Source organism: Geothrix sp. 21YS21S-4, assembly GCF_030845995.1.
Classification (GTDB): Bacteria; Acidobacteriota; Holophagae; order Holophagales; family Holophagaceae; genus Geothrix.
On sequence record NZ_CP132719.1, the window covers coordinates 1,717,031 to 1,738,947 of the forward strand.

Consider the following 21,917-nt stretch of genomic DNA (forward strand, 5'->3'; position numbering starts at 1 on the left):
ACCAAGACACCAAGGCACCAAGAAAAGCTCTACCTACTGGGAATGCGGTTCTTGGTGTCCTTGGCGTCTTGGTGGTGATCCTTATCTTTTGAATGCAAAGTGGTATCAGGCCTCGGATCCGAGGGTCGTTCGAACGCCATTGGGAGAGAAACGCTATGACGGGAGCACCGCTGGTCGGCCTCATCATGGGAAGCCGCTCCGACTGGGAAACCATGGAGCACGCGGCGGAGACCCTGCGGGAGCTGGGCGTGCCCTTCGACGCGGAGGTGGTGAGCGCCCACCGCACGCCGGACAAGCTGTTCAAGTACTGCGAGCGGGCCGAGGGGCGCGGGTTGCGCGTGATCATCGCCGGAGCCGGCGGCGCGGCCCACCTGCCGGGGATGGCCGCGGCCAAGACCGCCCTGCCCGTCCTGGGCGTGCCGGTCCAGAGCAAGGCCCTCAACGGAATGGATTCGCTGCTGTCCATCGTCCAGATGCCCGCGGGGATCCCCGTGGGCACCCTGGCGATCGGGAAGGCCGGTGCGATCAACGCCGCGCTGCTGGCCGCGGCCATCCTGGCGGGCGGCGACGAGGCGCTCCGCACGCGCCTCCGCGCCTACCGCGAGGCCCAGACCCAGAAGGTGCTGCTCAACGACCGGCTGCCGTGAAGATGCGCCGCCAGCGGTAGACTCGGAGCATGTCCGACATCGGCTTCTCCGTTCCCCGCCCCGCCCAGCTCCGCCGCTTCGGCCGCGTGTTCTACGCCGCCGGCCTGGGGATGCAGAAGACCCTGGCGGAGCATGTCAGCCAGGACGGAAATCCCGACCAGCTGGTGATCCTGGAGCACGACCCGGTGTTCACGCTGGGGCGCAACGCCACGCCAGCCGACATCCACGTGAGCGACGATTTCCTGGCCGCCCAGGGGGTGGGCGTCCACCGCACGGACCGCGGAGGCGAAGTCACCTACCACGGCCCCGGCCAGATCGTGGCCTACCCCATCTGCAACCTCCGCGGGGGGCGGGAGGACGTGGGGCGGCTGGTGCGGGGCCTGGAAGAGGCCATGATCCGCACGGCGGCGGACTTCGGCGTGACGGCCGACCGCCTCAAGGGCGCGCCCGGGATCTGGGTGGACACGCCGCGCGGGCCCGAGAAGCTGGGCGCCATCGGCCTCCACCTCAGCCGGTGGATCACCACCCACGGGATCGCGTTCAACGTGCGGCCCAACCTCGATCATTTCCGGTGGATCACCCCCTGCGGGTTCACCGACAAGGGCGTGTGCAGCCTGGCCTCCCTCCTGGGCGAGGACGCGCCCACCTGGACGGAAGCCGCCGACCGCCTCCAGGCTCACCTGCTGACCTACCTCGCGCTCGACCTCCAACCCACTCCCCCGGCGAGCCGCAGCGTGTCCGTCCTCACGTGGCGGCGCGGCCCAGAGGGGCCGGAGCTCCTGATGATGCTCCGCGTGCCCGAGCGCGGTCTCTGGTGGCAGAGCGTCACGGGGATGCTGGAGCCCGGCGAGACCGCCGAGGCGTCCGCCCACCGCGAGCTGCAGGAGGAGACGGGCCTGGCGGGCCGCCTGGAGCCGCTGGACCTGTCCCACAGCTTCTGGATCGATCCCGCTTTCGGCCGGTTCCCGGACGCGCATCTCCTGTTCAACACCGAGACCTGCTTCGCCGCGGAAACCGAGCCGGGCACCGCTGTCCGGCTGGAACCCGCAGAGCACAGCGAGTTCCGGTGGTGCGGCTTCGAGGAGGCCCGCGCGCTAATGCCCTGGGACGGCTCGAAAGCGGCGCTGAGGCTGCTGGAGGAGCGCCTTCGGGTTTCCTGCGGGGCTTGATAATCTGGACGACTCCCCCGGAGTGCCCATGTTTCCCGCCGTCACCGAGGATCAGTCCGCCATCCGCGCCGCCGCGCGCGAATTCGCCATGTCCGAGATCGATCCCGGCGCGGCGGCCCGGGACGCCAGCGGCGAATTTCCGGCCGCCATCGTCAAGCAGCTCGGCGAGATGGGCTTCCTAGGAATGACGGTGCCGGAGGCCTACGGGGGCGCGGGGGTCGATTTTCCCGGCTACATCCTCGCCCTGGAGCAGATCGCCTACGCGGACGCATCCGTGGCCGTGACCATGAGCGTCAACAACTCCGTGGCCTGCGGGCCCATCCTGGCCTTCGGCACGGAAGCCCAGAAGCGGAAATACCTGGCGCCCCTCGCCAGCGGCGCGGTCCTCGGCGGGTTCATGCTCACGGAGCCGGACGCGGGGTCGGACGCCTCGGCCCTCAAGACCCGCGCCACCCGCGTGGAGGGCGGCTGGCGGCTCAACGGCGCCAAGGCCTGGATCACCAACGGGGGCGTCGGGCGCTACTTCATCACCATGGCCCGCACCGATCCCGACCAGGGCAAGCGGGGGATCAGCGCGTTCATCCTGGACGCCGATCAGCCGGGCGTCGTGATGGGCCGCCCCGAGGACAAGATGGGGCTGCGCTCCAGCAAGACCGTGATGGTGGCGCTGGAGGACGCGTTCGTGCCGGAGGACGCGCTGCTTGGCCGGCCCGGCGACGGGCTCAAGGTCGCCTTCGGCGGGCTCGACGGGGGCCGCATCGGAATCGCCGCCCAGGCTCTGGGCATCGCCCAGCGGGCCCTGGACGAGAGCGTGGCCTACGCCAAGGCACGCCGGTCCTTCGGCCGGGTCCTGGGGGACCACCAGATGATCCAGACCTACCTCGCGGAGATGGAATCCCGCATCCAGGCCGCGCGCCTGCTCGTCTACCACGCCGCGGCGCTGAAGGAGGAAGGGCGCCCCTGCACCAAGGAGGCCGCCACCGCCAAGCTGTTCACCACGGAAAACGCGGTGTGGATCTGCGACCGCGCCGTCCAGATCCACGGGGGCTACGGCTATTCCCGCGAATACCTCGTCGAACGCCTCTACCGCGACGTGCGAGTCACCACCATCTACGAGGGCACCAGCGAGATCCAGCGCATGGTGATCGCCCGGGAACTGCTCAAGTAGACATTTTCAACATATGATGAAATCCCCTTGCCCTCATCATGCGAGGCCGGCATCCTGCTTAGCGGGGCCCATCTAAACCGGCCCCGGGGCCCGTCCGTAGGCAGCCTGTCCCCTGGCGGCTCTTTTCGACTCTCAAGGAGTGGTGATGACGCGTCTCCCCATTTTCCCGGCCCTGCTCGCGGCCGTCTCCCTGGTCGGCCAGGAGGCCCCGAAGCCCGCCGGTGCGCCGAGCGCCGCCGTTCCCACCAAGCTGACCCTCACCCTCCAGGGCGCCATCGAGACCTCGCTGAAGAACAACCTCCAGGTGGAGATCGCCACCCAGGCCCGCGATTTCACCCGCGCCGGGGTCCTGATTGAATCGGGCGTCTTCGACTGGAAGCTCAACAGCGGCCTGAGCGTCACCAAAGTCCGCGACGGCGAGCGCTATCAGAACCTCGACGGCAGCTACAGCCTCGTGGACGCGACGATCTTCAGCCGCGCCCTCACGGTGGGCACCACCAAGAACTTCGGATGGGGCGGCAACCTCAACCTGAGCTACGCCCCCAGCTACTCCTCTTCCCGGACGAACAACTTCACGTCCTCTAACCTTTCCAATCCCTATCCCTACGACGGCAGCTTCACCGCCACTTACACCCAGAGCCTTCTGAACGGCTTCGGCCGCGCCACCACCGAGAGCCTCCTCCTCGTGGCCCGCAAGAACGCCCAGGTGGCGGATCTGACCTTCCGGAAGTCGATCATCGACCTGGTGGCCAGCACCGAGTCCCTCTACTGGGATCTGGTCTTCGCGCAGCGGAACCTGGAGAACAAGCGGCAGGCCCTCGACCTCGCCCAGAAGCAGCTCAACGAGAATCAGATCCGCGTCCAGGTGGGCACGCTCGCGCCCATCGAAGTGACGTCGTCGGAAGCCTCGGTGGCCCAGCGCGAGCAGGACATCATCGCCGCCGACGCCCAGCTCCTGAACGCCCGGGACGCCCTGGTCCGCGCGCTCTATCCGTCCACGGAACGGCCCGCCACCATCGAGTTGGCGGACGCCCCCAGCGTCAAGCCCCTGGAGATGAACGAGGCCACGGCCGAGCAGCAGGCCCTGGCCAACCGCATCGAACTGAAGAGCGCCCACCTGGACGTGGAATCCAAGCAGGTCTTGGAGCGGGCGGCCAACAACCGCATCCTGCCCCAGCTGGACGCCTTCGCCTCCTACAACGGGAACGCCGCCCCCCAGACGCCGTCGGAGGGCCTGACCGCCGTCAACCGCGATCTCACCAAGGGCAACTACCCTGGCTACACCGTGGGCCTGCAGTTCTCCCTGCCCATCCAGAATCGCTCCGCCCGCGGCTACCAGGCCCAGGCCCGCGCCAATCGGCGATCCAGCGAGCTGAGCCTCCACGACCTCGAACTGGGCATCACCCTGGAAGTCCGCCAGGCCTTCCGCAACGTAGATGCCTCCGCCAAGGGGGTGTTCGCCGCCGAGAAGACGCGCATCTTCCGCGAGAAGGACCTCGAAGCCGAGCAGAAGAAGTTCGAGAACGGGATGAGCACCAACTTCCTCGTCCTCTCCAAGCAGAACGACCTGGACACCGCCAAGAGCAGCGAGCTCCAGGCGCAGATCACCTACGCCAAGGCCGTCACGTCCCTGGAAAAGGCCCTCGGCCATCTGCTGGAAGCCCGCCACCTCGAAGTGCGGTAAGGGATTCCCAATTCACGAAACGGGCCCGCAAGGGCCCGTTTCCATGTCCGTCAGTCCATCCGCAGGCTGAGGTCCGCCGCGGGCGCGCTGTGGGTGAGGGCGCCCACGCTGAGGAAATCCACGCCCGTCTCGGCCACCGCCCGCGCCCGGTCCAGGGTCAGGTTGCCGCTGGCCTCCAGGAAGAGTCGGCGCCCGCTGCGGTCGCGCCGCGCCACGGCCTCCCGCATCGTGTCGAGGTCCATGTGGTCCAGGAGGATGCCGTCGACTTCCGGCAGGGTCAGGCACACGTCGAACTGGTCCAGGCTCTCCACCTCCACCTCTATCTTCACCAGGATCGGCGCGGCGCAGCGGGCAGATTCCACGGCGGCCTGGATGCCTCCGGCCGCCGCGAGGTGGTTCTCCTTGAGAAGCACGCCGTCGCCCAGGGTCAGCCGGTGGTTCACGCCGCCGCCGCAGCGGACCGCGTACTTTTCCAGGAGCTTCAGCCCCGGGGTGGTCTTCCGGGTGTCGAGGATGCGGGCGCGGGTTCCCTCCACCGCGTCCGCGAACCGCCGCGTCAGGGTGGCCGTGCCGGAGAGGCGCTGGAGCAGGTTGAGCATCACCCGCTCCGCCAGCAGGATCCCGTGACTCGAGCCCTCGATCCGCATCACTTCGGCACCCTTGGACACCCGCTGTCCATCGGATGCTCCCAGCGTCACCACCAGCTCCGGATCCGCCAGAAGGAACACCTCGCGGGCAACGGGGAGGCCCGCCAGCACGAGATCGGCGGCCTTGGCCACCACGCGCGCCGACATCGGCCGGTCCGGCACTGCGGCGGTGGTCCAGTCCTGAGTGCCCCAGTCCTCCCGCAGGAAGGCGCGCAGCTGGTCTCGGTAGGTCTCGGGGTGCGGGGGATGGTGCATTAGAGGCTCCGCGCCCAGCGTACAATGATCCCCACACTTCCCAAACCAGGAGTCCCCATGCCCTTCGTTCTCGTCGAGAAAGCCGACCGCATCGCCTGGGTCACGCTCAACCGGCCCGAAAAGCTCAACGCCTTGAACAATGAAGTTCTGCATGAGCTGGAGCGGGTCTTCGCGGACCTGGAGCACGACGCCGAGGTGGGCGCCGTGGTGGTCACCGGCGCCGGCGAGAAGGCCTTCGTGGCGGGTGCCGACATTTCCGAACTGAGAAGCCTCGACACCGCCGGCGCGCGGGTCCAGGCCCTCCGCGGCCAGGCGGTGTTCCAGCGCATCGAATCCCTGCCCAAGCCCGTGATCGCCGCGGTGAACGGCTTCGCCCTGGGCGGCGGATGCGAACTGGCCCTCGCCTGCCACGTCCGCATCGCCAGCGAGAACGCCCGCTTCGGACTGCCGGAAGTGAGCCTGGGGATCATCCCCGGCTACGGTGGCACACAGCGGCTTCCCCGGCTCGTGGGCAAGGGCGTGGCTCTAGACCTCATCCTCAGCGGCGAAATGGCCTCCGCCCCCGACGCCCTGCGCATGGGGCTGGTCAGCCGGGTGGTGCCCCAGGCGGATCTCAAGGCCACGGCCGAAAAACTGGCGAAGACCATCCTCTCCCGCGGTCCCCTGGCGCTGCGCAGCGCTCTGGCTGCGGTGAACGAGGGCATCGAGATGCCCCAGGAACAGGGACTCCAGTACGAGGCCGCCCTTTTCGGCCTGTTGGCCGCGACCCAGGACATGCAGGAAGGCATGGGCGCGTTCCTGGAGAAGCGGCAGGCGCAGTTCAAGGGCCTGTAGCCAAGCTCTTGAACCCCGCGCGGTAGAGGTCTCCTACCGCTTTGCATTCAAAAGAGAAGGATCACCACCAAGGCACGAAGACACCAAGAAAAGCTCTGTCCACGGTGGACGCGGTTCGTGGCGCCTTGGTGATGAGAAGAAATCCTGGGTCTTGATCGCTTATGGGTCTCAGCGCTTGGCGGGCGCGCCGAGGCTCACTGCGGCGGTCTGCTCGTTCTGGTGCTGATCCATCACCTTGATGAGGATCCGGTCCCCGCGCATCGCGTCGCGCGGGACCACCACGTCGAACCGCTCCTCCTTCTGGTCGAACACCCGGTCCTCGGGCACGACCTGGAGCCAGTGCTCGCCGTCGGCGCTGACCGCGGCCTCCCGCAGGATCGACGTCTCGTCCCGGGCCACGAAGCGCAGGCGCACGCCTTCGCCTTCCGGCACCGCCGACAGCTCGGACAGGGCCGGCGGCGTGTGGTCGACGGTGAAGGGCGCCGTCCGCCAGACGCTGGTGAGCGCGGTGTTGAAGGGCACCGCGGGGGCGTCCGTGGCGGTCACTTCCAACCGATACCGGCCGTCGGGAACCGGCAGAGTATCGAAGCTGAAGAAGCGCTCCTTCCAGGCCTTTTCCAGCAGCAGCGGCGACCCCCGCTCGGGAATCAGCCGGATGGCGAACTGGAGCGCGTCGCCGTTGGGATCGTTGATCCGGAACACGAAGCTCTGGCCCGCGCGGCGGAAGCTGCGCTTTTCGGCACCCATGTAGCCGAGCACGGGAATGAGCTTCTGGGTCTCCAGGGGAATCCGCTCGATGCCAATGTCGTCCGGCGGCGCATTGCGGGTGATGATCAGGCCCGGCGGCATGATGTCCACGCCTTCCCACACGGGGGCGAGGTTGCGAGGCGCCCAGTGGAGGCTCACCGTCTCCACCACCGGCGACGCGCCGCCCCGCGTGCTGCTCAGGCGGAGGCGGAACTGGGCGAAACGGGAAGCGGGAAGCGCCGGGCGCTCGCCGCTGCGGAGGGGCGGCGTCCAGGGGCTCCAGGTCGCGTCGGGCGTCTCGGTGCTGCCCGTCCGGAACTGGAGCTCCACGCCGGTACCCGAGGGAAGATCGCTCTCCAGGTAGGCGCGGCCCCAATCCGCGAGGGGCGTGCCCTTCAGGATCCGCGATTCCAGGGTTCCTTCCGTGGCCTGGGCCTCGGACAGGAGATGGAGTTCGGCGGGATTGGAGCCCACCACCAGCAGGTCACCGCCGGATGGCAGGAAGGCCGTGGCCTGGGCCGTGCCCAGTTCCTGGACCGCGGCGAAGGGATCGGTATCGCGGGTCTTGCCGAGGGGCACGGAGAACAACCGCGAGCGGTTGCCGGTGCCCACCAGCAGCTGGCCCTTCCATGGCGCGAGGGCGTAGACCTGGCTCTGGGCGCTCTGCCACAACACTTCAGGCACGCGGTCGCGGTCCATGCGGATCACCGCGGAGCGGGTGGCGGTCGAAGTGTCCGCCTGGAGGTAGCCCTCCCGGCGCTCCAGTTGCCCCGTGCTGAACTTGGGGGTGAGGCCGTTGTCGGCGCCGATGTAGAGCTGCCCGTCCGCCACGGCGAGGGCGCGCACTTCCTCGAAGGGCGTGTCCATGAGCGTCTCCAGGCGGTCGCCCTGGCGGCTGTACCGCAGGACCAGGCCGCGGCCGTGGCTGCCCAGGTACCACCCGCCCTGCCCGTCCGACGTCAGGGCGGTGAACGCGGTCTCGTCGCCCAGTTCCGCCAGGCGGCGGCTGGAGCCCTCCCGGGCCTGGATCAGGACGGCGCCCTTTTCGCTGCCGCCGGCCACGATCACGGCGTCACCCTCGATTCCCAGCGCCCACACGATCCGCGCCTCGATGTCCGCGAAGGGCTTCACGTCGCCCGCCGGGTTCACCCGAAACAGCTTCCCTTCACCGGTGGGCGCCACGATGAGGTCCTGGCCCAGCCGGGCCATGGCGAACACGATTCCGCCCTTCACCTGCCCCAGGGGCCTCACCTGGCCACCGGCGTAGTGGAACAGCTTCCCTTCGGTGCCCGCGGACAGGAAGGCGCCGCCGGAACCATCGGATACGGCTGCCCAGATGACGCCCTCGGGTACCTGAGCCACGCGCCGGAGCCCCGGCGCCAGCCGAAGGCGGCCGTCGGCGCCGATGCGCACACCGCGGGCCTCCGAACCCAGCCAGTCATTGAAGGACGAGAACACCGCGGTGGGCTGCTCCGCCAAGGCGGACGCGCCCAGGACGGCGGAGAGCAGCAAAGTCAGGCAGCGCATAGAACCCCTTCCCGGACGCACTATTCGATCTCCACTTCCAATTGGCTGATGCCCCGGACTTCACGATCCAGGGGCAGCAGGGCGCGGCCCACGATCCGGCGCTGGAGCCGGTTGTCGCTGCTGGCCCCATCCGCGCCCACGAGACTCGCCACCGTGGGGGGAATCCCCTCGATCCGGCTCCCGCGAAGGCCCGCTCCCGGCTGCGCCTGGACGAGCAGAGCATAGGCGTGGTTGTTGCGCAGGGCACCGTTCAGGATCCTCACAACGTCGCCGAGGCTCGCCACCTCAATGGCCCGTTCGTCCGGATCCGCCGCCATGAGGCTGAAGCCGTCGCCCACCATCAGCACGGCCTTTCCCTTGGCGGCCGAGGAGGGCACCTGGATGTTGAAGGTGGCCGTCTCCCGCACGCCCTGGATGTTCTGGAGGGTCACCAGGACCGGCAGGACCTCGCCCCGCTTGGCCCGCGCCTTCAGCAGCCGCACGCCGGCGATCCCGGTGAGGTCGAGCCGCTCCTCCGCCTTGATGGTCAAGGAGACGCCCTCGAACACCGGCCGCTCGAAGGGATTGAGGCAGACCGCCTGGAGCATTCCGCCCACGTACTGGGCCATCCGGCTGGGATTGAGGTCGGCAATGACGCTTTCGATCTGGATGGTGGGGTGGCCGGCAAGCTTGATGTTTCCCTGCATGGACAGGCTCTGGAAGCCGAGCGCCCGCACGTGCGCGTCGAGGGTCTGCGCCACGGCGGTGGCGGCGAGGGCCGGGGTCGCCACGGGGTGATCCATCAGGTCGAAGCGGAAATTGAGGGTGCGCTTGCCGCCGAGGTTCAGCCCGATGCGGAGGGGAACCAGCCGCGCTTCGGCGCCCAGCAGGCCCGCCACTCCGGAACTGCGGTCCAGGCGAAGGGCGCCGACGGGCGCCACGGGCATCGCGAGTTTGAAGGAACTCTGATAGGTGGCCACGGTGCTCGCCACCGTCGCCGACCATAGGGGCAGGTCCACGGGGCCCAGGTTGAACAACTGGTGTCCGAACAGAAGGACCCGCTTGCCGGAGACGTAGGTGATCGTTCCCGCGGCGGCGAGATCGAGGTCTCCCTGCATCAGCGTGATGGCGACCATTCCGCCGGGCTCCAGGGGACTGGCCTCCTCCCGGCCTCCCGCCAGGACCGGGGCGGCCGCGAAGGTCACGGGCAACCCGGACCAGATCCGCTGCGCCTCGCTTCCGAGGGCACTGCCCGTGAGCGCCATGGGGAGCGCCTGGGGATCCGGTTCGCCCATCAGCGTCCGGAAATCCAGCATCTGGCCCACCAGGGCGGACTTCAGCACCTTCGGTGGCTCGAGCTTGGGAAGGATCAGGGGCGTCCGGCTGGCCGGAGCCTCGGGAATGTCCCGGAGCTGGTCCAGCATCTCGGCAATGGGTGTGATGCCGCCGATGGGTTCCTTTTCGAAGGCGATGCCGGTGCTGAGGGCGCCGATGAGCTTGCCGTCGATGTAGCACGGGCTGCCGCTCATCCCCGCCAGGATGCCGGTATCCGCCAAGGGCCCTCCCGAAGCCCGAACCATGATCCGGCTGCGCCCGGGGGCCGCGTTTTTCTGGATGCCCAGCACCTCGAACTCGAACCGGTCGATCCGCCCGCCCTGGAAGACAGTCCGGCCGTAGCCCTTCATGCCCGCGCGGATCTCGGCCACGCCCATGGTGGCGGGCCCTTGAGCGTAGAGAGAGGCCCCGAGGAGGAGGGCGGAGGCGGAGAGGGCCAGTTTCATCGAGCGTCTCAAGGAAAGAATGAAGCCTAACAGGCCGGTCCCGGCGAGCGGGACCATCCCGACCAAGCGCCTCCTGTGACCATCTGGTGCGTCAGGTGACATTTTCGTTCCTTGACCGTCTGGTCCCTTTAATACGAGGTGCTCCGAGGCTACCCTGGGAGCACGGAGGAATTTCTCATGCGTTCAAGGCACTTGAGCACTTCAACGTTGGCGGCCCTGCTCGTCGCGGCGGCCCCCCTCATGTCCCAGGGCGTCTCGGCTCAGCTGGGCGGCCGGGTTCTCGATACCAAGGGCGCTGGTCTGGCCGGTGCCACGGTGACCATCCGCAACACCGAGACGGGCCTGACTCGCACCACCCAGACCAACGCCGACGGCCGCTATCTGGCCACCCTGCTGCCCGTGGGGCCCTACAGCGTGACCGTCACCAAGGCCGGCTTCCAGACCGCCAGCAACGTCAAGGTGAACCTCAACCTGGGTGACGCCGCTCCCCTCACCATCAAGCTCGCCTCCGAGACCGGCGCCGTGGTCGAAGTGATCGCCGCCGCCTCCCAGGTCGACTCCGAGCGCGCCAGTGCCGCCGCCATCGTCTCCCCCGACAACCTGACCAATCTGCCCGTTCTCAACCGTAACTTCACCAACCTCGCCACCCTGGCCCCCCAGGTGGTCGTGGACAGCAGCCGCGGCAACCTCGCCATCGCCGGCCAGCGCGGCGTCAACACCTCCATCAACATCGACGGCGGGGACAATAACGAGCCCTTCTTCGGTGGCGCCACCGGTGCGGCCGAAGGCAAGACCCCCTTCACGATCTCCATCGAAGCCATCCGCGAGTACCAGGTGGTGACCGACGGCGCCAGCGCCGAATTCGGCCGCATGGGCGGCGGCTACGTGAACGCCATCACCAAGAACGGCACCAACGATTTCAGCGGCAGCGTCTTCTACTACCAGCGCCCCAAGGGCTGGGTGGAAGCCGGCCCGACCCTGCGCCAGCCCACCGGTTCGTTCACCACCAATCCCGTGGGTGACTTCCAGCAGGAGCAGTTCGGGTTCAGCATCGGCGGCCCCATCGTCAAGGACAAGCTGTTCTTCTTCGCGGCCTACGACGCCCAGCGCCGCAAGGACCCCATCAACATGGTGTGGGGCGGCAATAGCCCGGTGACCCTCGATCCCGTCGCCAACCCCAATGATGCGGTGCTCGTCTCCAAGCTCGGCTCCTACGCGCCCAAGTCGGATTCCGACGTGTACTTCCTCCGGTTCGACTGGAATCCCACCATCGACCACAACATCCAATTCCGCATCAACCACTCGGACTTCAAGGGCGCGACCGGCGCCAGCACCATGGCCGCCTACGAGAACCTGGCCACGGACAACGTGAAGACGGACTCCTATGTTCTCCAGTGGAACTGGGTGATCAGCGCGAACTGGATGAGTGAGTTCCGGGCGACCCAGACCAAGGACGACATGCCCCGGTCGACCTACTCGAACATCCCCGAAGTGAGCATTTCCAACGTCGGCTACTACGGCGCGTATCCCTTCGACCGCACCTACAATACCAAGCGCACCGAGTACCAGGAGAACGTCAGCTACGTCACGCCCACCTTCCAGCTGAAGGCCGGCCTCGACTACAACGCCATCGACGTCTCCGAGTTCTTCGCCGGCAACTGGCAGGGCGTCTACAGCTTCAGCAACCTGGCCAATTTCCGCGCCGGCAACTGGAGCTACTACCGCCAGAACTTCAGCCTCATGCCCGGCCAGAGCATCCAGCAGGCCGGCCTCTTCGACACCAGCTACAAGCAGATGGCCGCCTTCATCCAGACGAGCTGGCGCCTGACCGACACCTTCAAGCTCGACGTCGGCGTCCGCTGGGACCGCCAGGAGAACCCCGACTACCCGATCCTGGACATGAGTAACCGGCTGGCGACCTCCATGCCCGTGACGGCGAAGATTCCCAGCGACAGCCAGTACTCGCCGCGCCTCTCCTTCACCTGGACTCCCGGCTTCGACCAGGGCAAGACCGTCGTCCGCGGCAGCGTGGGTCGCTACGTCAGCACCACCCCCGCCGTGTTCTTCTATCAGGTCTATGCGGCCAACGGCGTCCGCACCGGCTCCAAGGACTTCCAGCCGACTGAAGCCGCCACCTACGGCATCCCCCGCGGCACGGCCTTCAATGCGGCGAATCCCCTGTGGCTCTCCAGCACCCCCACGGGCTTCTCCACGTTCAACATCTGGACCTTCGACAAGAACTTCAAGAACCCTTACACGGACCGCGTGAATCTGGGCGCCGAGCGCTCCTTCTTCAACGACCTAGTTCTGGGCCTGTCCGCCACCTACGCGAAGGGCAACCAGCTGGAGCGCACCGCCGACGTCAACCTCGGCACGCCCGTTCCGAACGCTTCTGGGCGCCTGATCTATCCCAGCACGATCAGCGCTGCGGGAGCCTACACGGCGGTTCGTCCCAACGCCGCCTACGGCACCATGGGCGTCTACTACTCCGACGCCACCAGCCTCTACCACGCCTACACGGCCAGCCTGAAGTACCACAAGGATGGCAGCGCCTTCGACGCCCAGCTGTTCTACACCTACGCCATCAACAAGGACAGTGACTCCAACGAGCGCAACTATTCTGGTGTCACCATCCAGGATCCCGCTTCCCTGGGCAACCAGTGGGGCTACGCCGACACGGACCGCCGCCAGGTGTTGACCGGCTACTTCAGCTTCCTGGACAAGAACGTGACCGGAATCCTGACGTCGGTCTCCGTCCGCTATCAGACCGGCACGCCCTACACGCTGACCTACACCGCCGACGTGAACGGCGACGGCAACAGCACCAACGACCGCTACTTCCAGAACGGCGTGGACACTGGCCGGAATACCCAGCGGATCGGTTCCACCCTGACCTTGGACCTCGGTCTCCGCCGGGACATTCCCCTCTCCAAGGGAACCAAGCTGACCCTGTCCGCGGACGTGTTCAATCTCCTCAACCGGCAGGACACCTACTTCTCCCGGCGCGTCTCCTACACCAGTCCTGTCACGCCCGCGACGGTGGACGCGAACTCTGCCAGCAACCTCCAGCCCCAGCAGAACTGGATCGGCTCGGCCCGTCAGGTCCAGGTCGGTGCCCGCTTCTCCTTCTAGTTCCACCCGCACCACGAAAGGGCGGCGCTCCGGCGCCGCCCTTTTCCTTTAGGCTGGAGGGATGAGGATCCTGGCGCTGGGCGACGTGGTGGGGGAGCCGGGACGGCGGCTGGTGGAGGCTTTCGTGCCCGAACTGCGGCGGGAGACCGGCGCGGATCTGGTGATGGTGAACGGGGAGAACGCGGCCCATGGTCACGGCATCACGGAGGGCATCGCCCGCGAATGGCTCGACCGCTGCGACGTGGACGTGATCACCACGGGCAATCACGCCTTCGACGTGAAAGGGATCGACGCCTACTTCCGGCAGGAGCCGCGGCTGATCCGCCCCGCCAACCATCCGGCGGATACGGCGGGAAGCGGGTGGATCAAGCTCCATACGCCCTCGGGAGCGGAGGTCCTGGTCGTCAACCTGATGGGCCGCGTCCACATGCCGCCCTGCGACTGTCCCTTCCGGTGCGTGGACGCCCTTCTTCAGAAGGAACGCGCCGACCTCGTCGTGGTGGACATGCATGCCGAGGCCACCAGTGAGGCCCAGGCCATGGGCCACCATCTGGACGGACGGGCCGCGGCGGTGTTGGGAACCCACACCCACGTCCCCACCCTCGACGCGAAGGTCCTCCCCGGCGGCACGGCGTACGTCACGGACATCGGAATGACGGGCCCCTACGGCGGCGTCATCGGAATGAAGAAGGAAGCCAGCCTCGGGCGCTTCCTGAAGGTCCAGCGTCCGCGGTACGAGGTCGCCGAGACCGACTTTCAGCTCCACGCCATCCTGGTCACCACCGAAGGCCGGAAGGCCACCGCCATCGAGCGGATCCTGCGCAGGCTTTGAGGGAAAGAAGAAAGCGGAGGCGCGCGGAAGGGCGGAGAAAAGCGGAGAAGGCTCTGCGGCTCAACCTCAAACAGCGCCTATTCTCCGCGGCTCGGCCTTCCTCAGCTTTTCCTTCTTGTGAATCCGCATTCCACCGCCATCAGCGGCTGCTACCAATAGGCGATCGAGACCCAAGATTTTCTTTTCACCACCAAGACACCAAGGCACCCAGAAAAGCTCTACCTACTGGGGATGCGGTTCTTGGTGCCCTTCGCATCTTGGTGATGATCCTTATATTTTGAATGCAAAGCGGTATGAAGCGCATTCTCGGCGCACAGGGCCCCGCTCCGCGCGGCATTCCGTCGCGTGCTCCGCGACCCGTCAGCCGCCTTCAGCGGCTGAAGCGCCTCAACATCCGCATGTTCCGGCGGTAGGCGATACCGCGGGTGAAGTTGATGGCGACTTGGCGGGGGAAGCGCGTGATGGAGCTGGCCAGGGTGATGAAGGTCCGGACGATCTGGGCCGGCTCGCGGCCCTGCCGGCTGGCGTTGTCGTAGTAGACCATCAGGGCCTGGCGCATGGTCGCCCGCGGAAGGTTGAAGAGGCCGTAGCTTTCGATCACATCGTGGTTGATGCGGCGGGTGCCGTCCTGTTCGGTGACGATGAGGTCTTCCGGGCGGATGTCCTGGCTCATGCGGCTCCTCGGATCTTGAGTGTATCGGCCAAGATACGGTGCGGCTGAAGGGGAAATGCCCGATTCTTCCTAACGCCATCCCAAGAAGGCCCCGCGAGGCCTCATCCGAGCCGGTCCCAGCCCGCGAGATAGGCGCCGAAGGCAGGATCGCCAATGGCCTTCTCCTGGGCCAGGGCGCGGATCTGGTGTTCCTCCGCCTCCATCTGCTGGGGCGTCAGGTGGCCGGATAGCGTCATCGCCCGCAACCACACGAGGAAGGTGGTGAGGGCGTCGAACTGGTTGTAGCGGACGATGCCCTGGACGTCGCCCGCCTTCCAGAGGTCGATCACGCTCTTGCCGTCGGTGCCCAGCTTTCCGGGAATGCCGCAGGCCGTGGCCAGCTCGTGAAGCGTGGAAGAGGCCTTCCCCCACGCTCCGGTGATCTCCCGCAGGTCCACGTGCTGGTTCCCGTAGCGGTCGAAGAAATCTCCCGCCGCCCACTTCTCCGCGCTGCGGCCCAGTCCGGGGATGGACAGCCGGTGGACCATGGCCCGCTGCACCAGGATCGGCAGGTCCGCGTCCCGGGAATTGAACCCCACGAGCTGGGGCTTCCGGTCCCCCAGGGCCAGGAGGAAGCGGCGCAGCAGCTCGTCCTCGGGCAGCGCCTCTCCCCCTTCCGGAAGGGCGAACAGCTTGTGGTGGACCTCGCCGTGCTTGACCGTGCGGATCACGGCGGCGATGGACACCACGCGGCACAGGATGGTCTTCAGGTAGGGCCGGGGCTCCGCCTCCGTCGCCCCACCGTACGCCCACATCCGCGCGAGGACCTCCTCGTCCGGCATGTCGGCGGGAAGGTCCAACACGCGCCGCCCCGTCGGGGGATCCGGCACCCACTCGGCATCGAAGGCGAAGAGATGGGGATGGGGCGGTCTCAGCATGGGCGGTCCCAGGATGGAGGAGAAGGCGATGCCCCATTGTAGGCTGGAGGTTTTCGCGGAAACCCCATGCTCCGGACCCTCGCCTTCGACGCCGACGACACGCTCTGGCACAACGAGACCCACTACGCGGAAGCCCAGGGGGCCTTCCGCGACCTGCTGCGGGCCTACCACGACGACGCGTGGATCGACGCCCGGCTCCACGACACGGAGATGCGGAACCTCCGCCGCTACGGGTATGGGATCAAGGGCTTCACCCTCTCCATGATCGAGACGGCCCTGGAGCTGACGGACCATCGCCTGGATGGCGCGGGCCTCCGGAAGGTGCTCGCGGTGGGCCAAGCCATGCTGGACAAGCCCGTGGAGCCTCTTCCCGGCGTGGTCGAAGTCCTGGAGGCCCTTCAGGCGGAGTTCACCCTGATGGTGGTCACCAAGGGCGACCTCTTCGATCAGGAGGCCAAGCTCGCGAAATCCGGGCTGGCTTCGCAATTCGAGCGGATCGAGATCCTGTCGGAGAAGGACGAGGCCGCCTACGCCGCCCTGCTGCGGCGGCACCGGCTCGCGCCCGGCGAGTTCACGATGGTGGGCAACTCCGTGAAGTCCGACATCCTGCCCGTCCTGGCCGTGGGCGCCCGGGCCATCCACATCCCCTACCACCTCACCTGGGCCCATGAGGTGGTGGCCCCTCCACCGGATTCGGCCTTTCCCGTCCTCGCGTCCATCCGCGAGCTGCCCGCCCTCCTGGCCGCCTGGTGACGAACCGAGGGGTCGGGAGGTTAAGCTGTGGGAACATTTGGAGGAATCCCGCATGAGCATCCAGACCATCGGCGTCATCGGCGCGGGTCAGATGGGCAACGGCATCGCCCACGTCTTCGCCCAGGCGGGCTTTTCGGTCCTGATGCAGGACGTGGCCGAGGTATTCGCGGCGAAGGGCCTGGCCACCATCGACAAGAACCTCCAGCGGGGCGTGGACAAGGGCAAGCTGACCGCCGAAGAGAAGGCCGCGGTGCTGGGCCGCGTCAAGCTGACCACCCGGCTGGAGGATCTCGCGGACTGCGACCTGGTGGTGGAAGCCGCCACGGAGAAGTGGGACGTCAAAAAGCAGGTGTTCGAGACCCTCGACAAGGTCTGCAAGCCGGGCACCATCCTCGCCAGCAACACCAGCAGCATCTCCATCACGAAGCTGGCCGCCATCACGAAGCGGCCCGAGGCCTTCATCGGGATGCACTTCATGAACCCCGTTCCGGTCATGCAGCTCATCGAGGTGATCCGGGGCCTGGCCACCAGCGAGGCCACCTTTGAAGCGGTGATGGACCTGTCGAAGCAGCTCGGCAAGACCCCCATCGCCTGCAACGATTTCCCAGGCTTCGTGAGCAACCGCGTCCTGCTCCCGATGATCAACGAGGCCATCTACGCGCTGTACGAGGGCGTCGCCACGGTGGAGAGCATCGACGGGATCATGAAGCTGGGGATGAATCACCCCATGGGCCCCCTCACCCTGGCGGACTTCATCGGGCTCGACACGTGCCTCTTCATCCTCAACGTCCTGCACGAGGGCCTGGGCGATCCGAAATACCGGCCGTGTCCCCTGTTGATCAAGTACGTGGATGCGGGCTGGCTGGGGAAGAAGAGCGGCCGGGGATTCTACGACTACGCTTCCCAGGCCCGATGAAGATCCGGACCCTGGCCCTCCTCCTCACCGTCGGGTCCGGCCTGATGGCGGAAGAGCCCCTGCATGAGATGGGCCCCTTCCCCACCCGGGAAATGTTCCCCATGTACCTCACGCCCATGGCCTATCAGCCCGCGGACCCCCTGCCCTTGGGCAAGGGCCACTGGCGATGGGGCCTCCATTGGGTGGAAGCGAACACGTTCCAGTTCTCCGATCTCTTCACCAAGGAATCCCCCCGGGATCCCACCGGCCGCATCGCGGTCACGCGGGGGACCTTCGCGTCCACGGTCGCGGCCTATCCGCAGATCCCCACGCTCTACTACTTCGATGAGGAGATTGCCCGGTTCGAGGTGGAGGGCCGCTACGGCCTGTGGGACCAGACGGACGTCTGGTTCCGGCTGCCGGTGCAGAACCACACGGGCGGCTTCCTGGATCCGCTGATCGAGAACTTCCACAAGCTGGGCTTCGAGCAGTACGGTCGGGACCGCGTTCTTCAGAACCAGGTGACCCTGGCCGTGGCCCGCAACGGGAAAGTCACCTTCTTCAGCGACGAGCGGATCCTCGGCAAGCCCCAGGATCCCGTGCTGGGGCTGACTCACCGCCTGCTCCAGACCGCCACCTGGACGCTGTCGGGGACCGCCAGCTTCAAGCTCCCGATCACGCACACCTACGATGCCTACCAGTCCGGCTGGGACCAGAGCTACGGCTTCACCGGCGCCTGGCGGAACGACGGGCGGCACGCTTTCTATTTCGGGGCTTCCTACCTCCGACGCCCCCACGGAAGCGAGGCCTACGACGAGATCGGCTACCGGGACGGCGTCGGCGCCCACGCAACCTGGGAGTACCGCCGGTGGCGGACCGTCCAGCCCTTCCTCCAGCTCTACTGGCAGAGCGGCTACCTCCAGCCCCAGCCCTACCAGGAATTCGACCGCTCCAGCCTCCAGCACGACGTGGGAATCCACTGGCACTGGACGCGCCGGACCACCCTGACCTTCCACTACATGAACAACATCACCCATCGCGGGAACACCGCGGACATGGCTCTGGGCGCGAGCCTCACGGCGCATTTCTAGGTAGAATGGCCGTTTGAATCCCTGCGAGGTGCTTCCATGGCCACGGCCAAAGTCCGCGAAATCCTCTCCTGGTACAGCTCCGAAAACCCCGGCGTGAAAGCCAACCTGGCGCGCCTCATGAACACGGGCCGCCTGGCCGGCACAGGCAAGTTCGTGATCCTGCCCGTGGACCAGGGCTTCGAGCACGGCCCCGCCCGCAGCTTCGCGCCCAACCCCGGCGGCTACGACCCCCGCTACCACGTCGAGCTGGCCATCGAATCCGGCTGCAACGCCTACGCGGCGCCCCTGGGATTCATCGAGCACGTGGCCTCGGACTACGCCGGCGACATCCCCCTCATCCTGAAGCTCAACAACAGCGACAGCCTCAGCAAGGGCCACGAGCCCTGCAGCGCCATCACCGGCAGCGTGGAGGATGCCCTCCGCCTGGGCTGCGCCGCCATCGGCTACACGATCTATCCCGGCAGCGGCGCCCGCAACGAGCAGTACGAGGCCCTGCGCGAGCTCATCCTCGAAGCCAAGGCCGTGGGCCTGCCCACCGTGCTGTGGGCCTATCCCCGCGGCGCCGGCCTCAGCAAGGACGGCGAGACCGCCGTGGATGTGGTGGCCTACGCCGCCCAGATCTCCGCCCAACTCGGCGCCCACATCATCAAGGTGAAGCCCCCCAAGAACCACCTGGAACAGGGCGAAGCGAAGAAGGTCTTCGAGAAGTACGGCATCCCCACCGAGACCCTGAAGGACCGCATCGCCCACGTCGTGCAGAGCGCCTTCAACGGCCGCCGGATCGTGATCTTCAGCGGCGGCGAAGCGAAGGGCACCGACGAGGTCCTGAAGGAGGTCGCCGAGATCGCCGCCGGCGGCGGGTTCGGCTCCATCATGGGCCGCAATGCCTTCCAGCGCCCCAAGGCCGAAGCCATCCAGCTCCTGCACGGCGTGATGGACGCCTTTGCCAAGGCGTAACCGCGAAGAGCAGAGAAACCGCGAAAAGCGCGAAGCCCTGCGGGCACGCGAAAAAGGAAACCGCCCAAATGGAGGGCGGTTTTCTTTTTTCCTTTTTCGGCCTTGTTCGCGTCTTTCGCGGTTCCTTGGTTTCTACTTGGGCGGATGCTCCAGGAAGGTCAATCCGGGGCTCTTCTCGGCGGTGGTGCGGCGCTGCCAGTCGTTCTCGAACAGGATGGCGGGATTCCCTTCGGTGTCCTCCACCAGTTCGCCCCAGAAGCGGCTGGGTTCGGGCCAGCCGCCCTCGATCCACCGGGCCATCTGGAAGCCGCGGGGTTCCAGGAGGACGGGGCAGGCGTACTCGTCCTTGAGGCGGTGCTGAAGCACCTCGAACTGCAGGCGGCCGATGGCGCCCAGGATCGGCAGGGGCGCGCCCCCCTTGGGCCAGAAGACCTGAACCACGCCCTCCTCGGCGATCTGGCCGAGCCCCTTCAAAAAGCCTTTCCGCGCGCCGGGGTCCGCCAGCCGCACGGAGGCGAACTGCTCCGGCGAGAACCGGGGGACGGCGTGGAACTCCACGGGGCCGGCGGCGCTCAGCACGTCGCCGATGCGGAAGAGGCCGGGGTTGATGAGCCCCAGGATGTCGCCGGGATAGGCCTCGTCCACGATCTGCCGCTCGCGGCCGAAGAACATGTGGGGATAGTTGAGCTTGATGGACTTCTTCTCGCGGACGTGGAGCGCGTCCATGCCGCGGTCGAATTTCCCGGACACGATGCGGGCGAAGGCCACCCGGTCGCGGTGCGCTTTGTTCATGTTGGCCTGGACCTTGAACACGAAGGCCGTGAAGGCCTGCTCGGGCGCCACCTCGCCGCCATTCATGAGCGGTCGCGGGCCCGGCGGAGGGGCGAGATCCAGGAACTCCTCCAGAAATTCCGCCACGCCGAAGTTGTTGACGGCGGATCCGAAGAACATCGGGGACTGCTCGCCGCGCAGGAAGGCCTCGCGATCGAAGGTGGGCAGCACGTGGTCCATCAGGTCCACATCGTCCTTGAGCTGCTGCAGTTCGGCGGGCGTGAGGAGCGCGGTGATCTCGGAATCGTCGAGACCGCCCTTCCCCGCCACCCGGGCTTTCCGGCCCGCCTTGGCCCGCTCGAAGACCTGGATCTGGCCCGTGGCCCGGACGTAGACGCCCTTGAAATCCGTGCCCGACCCGATGGGCCAGGTCATGGGGACGGCGTGGAGGCCGAACAGCTCCTCCACCTCGTCGATGAGTTCCACCGGCTCGCGGCCGGGGCGGTCCAGCTTGTTCACGAAGGTGAAGATGGGAAGGCGCCGTTCGCGGGCGACGCGGAACAGCTTCTTGGTCTGCTCTTCCACGCCCTTGGCGCAGTCCAGGAGCATCACCACGGCGTCGGCGGCAGTGAGCGCGCGGTAGGTGTCCTCGCTGAAGTCCTGGTGGCCCGGCGTGTCGAGCAGGTTGATGGCCCGGCCCTGGTACTCGAACTGCATGGCGGCCGACGTCACGCTGATCCCGCGCTCCTGCTCGATGCTCATCCAGTCCGAATGGGCCGCCGCCCCACCCTCCCGGGCTTTGACGGAGCCCGCGCGATCGATGGCGCCGCCGTACAGCAGCAGCTTCTCCGTCAGCGTGGTCTTGCCGGCGTCAGGGTGGGAGATGATGGCGAAGGTGCGTCGCCGCTGGATCTCTTCGGAAAGGGACATGAGCTTCCAGACATAGAAAGGCGCGGCCGGTCGCCGCGCCTCTCCATTGTCCCGGGTCCGGGCCCTGGACTCAACCCCGGGCGTTCAGGCGGCGCTGGATCTCGGCCTCGTCCACGTCCTCGATGTGGGTGGCGATCCACCAGTGGTTCCCCCAGGGATCCAGGACGCCCGCGTTGCGGTCGCCGTAGAACTGGTCGGAGGGTTCCATCAGGGAGGTGCCCCCCGCCGCCAGGGCGGCGGCGTAGACGGCGTCCGTATCGGGCACGTAGAGGTAGAAGCCCGCGGGCAGCGGTTTCCATGGATCCTGGGCCTGCGCCACCATCACCATGGAATCGCCGATCTTCACCTCCGCGTTGGCGACGCTCCCATCCGGACGGAGCGAGCAGCTGCGTTCTTCCGCCCCGAAGGCGGCGCGGAGGAACGCGAGCAGGCCGTGGCCATCGGCGACGGTGAGGTAGGGCGTGACGGTGTGATAGCCCGGGGGGACGGGGGAAACGGCCATGGTTGCCTCCTGATCGCCTGCGGCGT

18 protein-coding genes are annotated in these 21,917 nt (G+C 67.2%); 11 read left to right on the forward strand and 7 right to left on the reverse strand.

Features of this window, described 5'->3' with window-relative positions; genetic code table 11:
* Positions 1-155: 155 nt before the first annotated feature.
* The 4 genes from purE to RAH39_RS07825 all read left to right on the forward strand — a co-directional run bounded on the left by purE (position 156) and on the right by RAH39_RS07825 (position 4,668).
* On the forward strand, positions 156-647 hold the full coding sequence (purE, locus tag RAH39_RS07810; RefSeq protein WP_306589524.1) for a 5-(carboxyamino)imidazole ribonucleotide mutase: 492 nt from the start codon (positions 156-158) through the stop codon (positions 645-647).
* 29 nt (positions 648-676) lie between these two features.
* Entirely contained in the window at positions 677-1,816 is a 1,140-nt protein-coding gene (gene lipB / locus RAH39_RS07815; RefSeq protein WP_306589525.1) for a lipoyl(octanoyl) transferase LipB, read from the forward strand.
* Between the two features lie 28 nt (positions 1,817-1,844).
* Entirely contained in the window at positions 1,845-2,984 is a 1,140-nt protein-coding gene (locus tag RAH39_RS07820; RefSeq protein WP_306589526.1) for an acyl-CoA dehydrogenase family protein, read from the forward strand.
* A 145-nt stretch (positions 2,985-3,129) separates the two neighbouring features.
* Entirely contained in the window at positions 3,130-4,668 is a 1,539-nt protein-coding gene (locus RAH39_RS07825) for a TolC family protein (RefSeq protein ID WP_306589527.1), read from the forward strand.
* Positions 4,669-4,718: 50 nt separating this feature from the next.
* On the opposite strand, the gene nadC is transcribed toward RAH39_RS07825, so the two are convergent.
* Positions 4,719-5,570: a carboxylating nicotinate-nucleotide diphosphorylase gene (gene nadC / locus RAH39_RS07830; RefSeq protein WP_306589528.1), complete on the reverse strand. Its 852-nt coding sequence runs from the start codon at positions 5,568-5,570 to the stop codon at positions 4,719-4,721.
* Between the two features lie 57 nt (positions 5,571-5,627).
* Here nadC and RAH39_RS07835 point away from each other — a divergent pair, with 57 nt between their 5' ends.
* Entirely contained in the window at positions 5,628-6,404 is a 777-nt protein-coding gene (locus RAH39_RS07835; protein ID WP_306589529.1) for an enoyl-CoA hydratase-related protein, read from the forward strand.
* A gap of 168 nt (positions 6,405-6,572) precedes the next feature.
* Here the strand turns inward: RAH39_RS07835 and RAH39_RS07840 are convergent, their stop codons facing one another.
* Positions 6,573-8,678 carry a hypothetical protein gene (locus RAH39_RS07840; protein WP_306589530.1) on the reverse strand — a complete coding sequence of 702 codons (2,106 nt, stop codon included), beginning with the start codon at positions 8,676-8,678 and terminating at the stop codon, positions 6,573-6,575.
* 20 nt (positions 8,679-8,698) lie between these two features.
* A complete protein-coding gene (locus RAH39_RS07845; protein ID WP_306589531.1) occupies positions 8,699-10,438 on the reverse strand; it encodes a SpoIVB peptidase S55 domain-containing protein in 1,740 nt (579 codons plus the stop codon).
* Between the two features lie 192 nt (positions 10,439-10,630).
* Here RAH39_RS07845 and RAH39_RS07850 point away from each other — a divergent pair, with 192 nt between their 5' ends.
* Positions 10,631-13,570, forward strand: a complete 2,940-nt coding sequence (locus tag RAH39_RS07850; RefSeq protein ID WP_306589532.1) for a TonB-dependent receptor — start codon at positions 10,631-10,633, stop codon at positions 13,568-13,570.
* Positions 13,571-13,631: 61 nt separating this feature from the next.
* Positions 13,632-14,402 (forward strand): TIGR00282 family metallophosphoesterase, encoded by a 771-nt coding sequence (locus tag RAH39_RS07855; RefSeq protein ID WP_306589533.1) that lies wholly within the window; start codon positions 13,632-13,634, stop codon positions 14,400-14,402.
* A gap of 370 nt (positions 14,403-14,772) precedes the next feature.
* On the opposite strand, the gene RAH39_RS07860 is transcribed toward RAH39_RS07855, so the two are convergent.
* Positions 14,773-15,075 carry a hypothetical protein gene (locus tag RAH39_RS07860; RefSeq protein ID WP_306589534.1) on the reverse strand — a complete coding sequence of 101 codons (303 nt, stop codon included), beginning with the start codon at positions 15,073-15,075 and terminating at the stop codon, positions 14,773-14,775.
* A 101-nt stretch (positions 15,076-15,176) separates the two neighbouring features.
* On the reverse strand, positions 15,177-15,992 hold the full coding sequence (locus RAH39_RS07865; RefSeq protein WP_306589536.1) for a hypothetical protein: 816 nt from the start codon (positions 15,990-15,992) through the stop codon (positions 15,177-15,179).
* A gap of 66 nt (positions 15,993-16,058) precedes the next feature.
* Here RAH39_RS07865 and RAH39_RS07870 point away from each other — a divergent pair, with 66 nt between their 5' ends.
* Genes RAH39_RS07870 through RAH39_RS07885 form a run of 4 tightly spaced genes read left to right on the forward strand, consistent with a single transcriptional unit; the run spans position 16,059 to position 19,688 of the window.
* On the forward strand, positions 16,059-16,745 hold the full coding sequence (locus RAH39_RS07870) for an HAD family hydrolase (protein WP_306589537.1): 687 nt from the start codon (positions 16,059-16,061) through the stop codon (positions 16,743-16,745).
* 52 nt (positions 16,746-16,797) lie between these two features.
* A complete protein-coding gene (locus tag RAH39_RS07875) occupies positions 16,798-17,661 on the forward strand; it encodes a 3-hydroxybutyryl-CoA dehydrogenase (protein WP_306589538.1) in 864 nt (287 codons plus the stop codon).
* Positions 17,658-18,731: a DUF3187 family protein gene (locus RAH39_RS07880; RefSeq protein ID WP_306589539.1), complete on the forward strand. Its 1,074-nt coding sequence runs from the start codon at positions 17,658-17,660 to the stop codon at positions 18,729-18,731. The genes RAH39_RS07875 and RAH39_RS07880 overlap by 4 nt, the downstream gene beginning before the upstream one ends.
* Before the next feature lie 36 nt (positions 18,732-18,767).
* Positions 18,768-19,688 carry a class I fructose-bisphosphate aldolase gene (locus RAH39_RS07885; protein WP_306589540.1) on the forward strand — a complete coding sequence of 307 codons (921 nt, stop codon included), beginning with the start codon at positions 18,768-18,770 and terminating at the stop codon, positions 19,686-19,688.
* A gap of 132 nt (positions 19,689-19,820) precedes the next feature.
* Here the strand turns inward: RAH39_RS07885 and RAH39_RS07890 are convergent, their stop codons facing one another.
* On the reverse strand, positions 19,821-21,389 hold the full coding sequence (locus RAH39_RS07890; RefSeq protein ID WP_306589541.1) for a peptide chain release factor 3: 1,569 nt from the start codon (positions 21,387-21,389) through the stop codon (positions 19,821-19,823).
* A gap of 70 nt (positions 21,390-21,459) precedes the next feature.
* Positions 21,460-21,891: a VOC family protein gene (locus RAH39_RS07895; RefSeq protein ID WP_306589542.1), complete on the reverse strand. Its 432-nt coding sequence runs from the start codon at positions 21,889-21,891 to the stop codon at positions 21,460-21,462.
* Positions 21,892-21,917 lie beyond the last annotated feature (26 nt).

Excerpts from the sequence above, each read along its gene's own strand:
- purE (WP_306589524.1), top strand. The coding sequence starts at position 156 with ATGACGGGAGCACCGCTGGTCGGCCTCATCATGGGAAGCCGCTCCGAC.
- lipB (WP_306589525.1), top strand. The coding sequence starts at position 677 with ATGTCCGACATCGGCTTCTCCGTTCCCCGCCCCGCCCAGCTCCGCCGC.
- RAH39_RS07820 (WP_306589526.1), top strand. The coding sequence starts at position 1,845 with ATGTTTCCCGCCGTCACCGAGGATCAGTCCGCCATCCGCGCCGCCGCG.
- RAH39_RS07825 (WP_306589527.1), top strand. The coding sequence starts at position 3,130 with ATGACGCGTCTCCCCATTTTCCCGGCCCTGCTCGCGGCCGTCTCCCTG.
- nadC (WP_306589528.1), bottom strand. The coding sequence starts at position 5,570 with ATGCACCATCCCCCGCACCCCGAGACCTACCGAGACCAGCTGCGCGCC.
- RAH39_RS07835 (WP_306589529.1), top strand. The coding sequence starts at position 5,628 with ATGCCCTTCGTTCTCGTCGAGAAAGCCGACCGCATCGCCTGGGTCACG.
- RAH39_RS07840 (WP_306589530.1), bottom strand. The coding sequence starts at position 8,678 with ATGCGCTGCCTGACTTTGCTGCTCTCCGCCGTCCTGGGCGCGTCCGCC.
- RAH39_RS07845 (WP_306589531.1), bottom strand. The coding sequence starts at position 10,438 with ATGAAACTGGCCCTCTCCGCCTCCGCCCTCCTCCTCGGGGCCTCTCTC.
- RAH39_RS07855 (WP_306589533.1), top strand. The coding sequence starts at position 13,632 with ATGAGGATCCTGGCGCTGGGCGACGTGGTGGGGGAGCCGGGACGGCGG.
- RAH39_RS07860 (WP_306589534.1), bottom strand. The coding sequence starts at position 15,075 with ATGAGCCAGGACATCCGCCCGGAAGACCTCATCGTCACCGAACAGGAC.
- RAH39_RS07865 (WP_306589536.1), bottom strand. The coding sequence starts at position 15,992 with ATGCTGAGACCGCCCCATCCCCATCTCTTCGCCTTCGATGCCGAGTGG.
- RAH39_RS07870 (WP_306589537.1), top strand. The coding sequence starts at position 16,059 with ATGCTCCGGACCCTCGCCTTCGACGCCGACGACACGCTCTGGCACAAC.
- RAH39_RS07875 (WP_306589538.1), top strand. The coding sequence starts at position 16,798 with ATGAGCATCCAGACCATCGGCGTCATCGGCGCGGGTCAGATGGGCAAC.
- RAH39_RS07880 (WP_306589539.1), top strand. The coding sequence starts at position 17,658 with ATGAAGATCCGGACCCTGGCCCTCCTCCTCACCGTCGGGTCCGGCCTG.
- RAH39_RS07885 (WP_306589540.1), top strand. The coding sequence starts at position 18,768 with ATGGCCACGGCCAAAGTCCGCGAAATCCTCTCCTGGTACAGCTCCGAA.
- RAH39_RS07890 (WP_306589541.1), bottom strand. The coding sequence starts at position 21,389 with ATGTCCCTTTCCGAAGAGATCCAGCGGCGACGCACCTTCGCCATCATC.
- RAH39_RS07895 (WP_306589542.1), bottom strand. The coding sequence starts at position 21,891 with ATGGCCGTTTCCCCCGTCCCCCCGGGCTATCACACCGTCACGCCCTAC.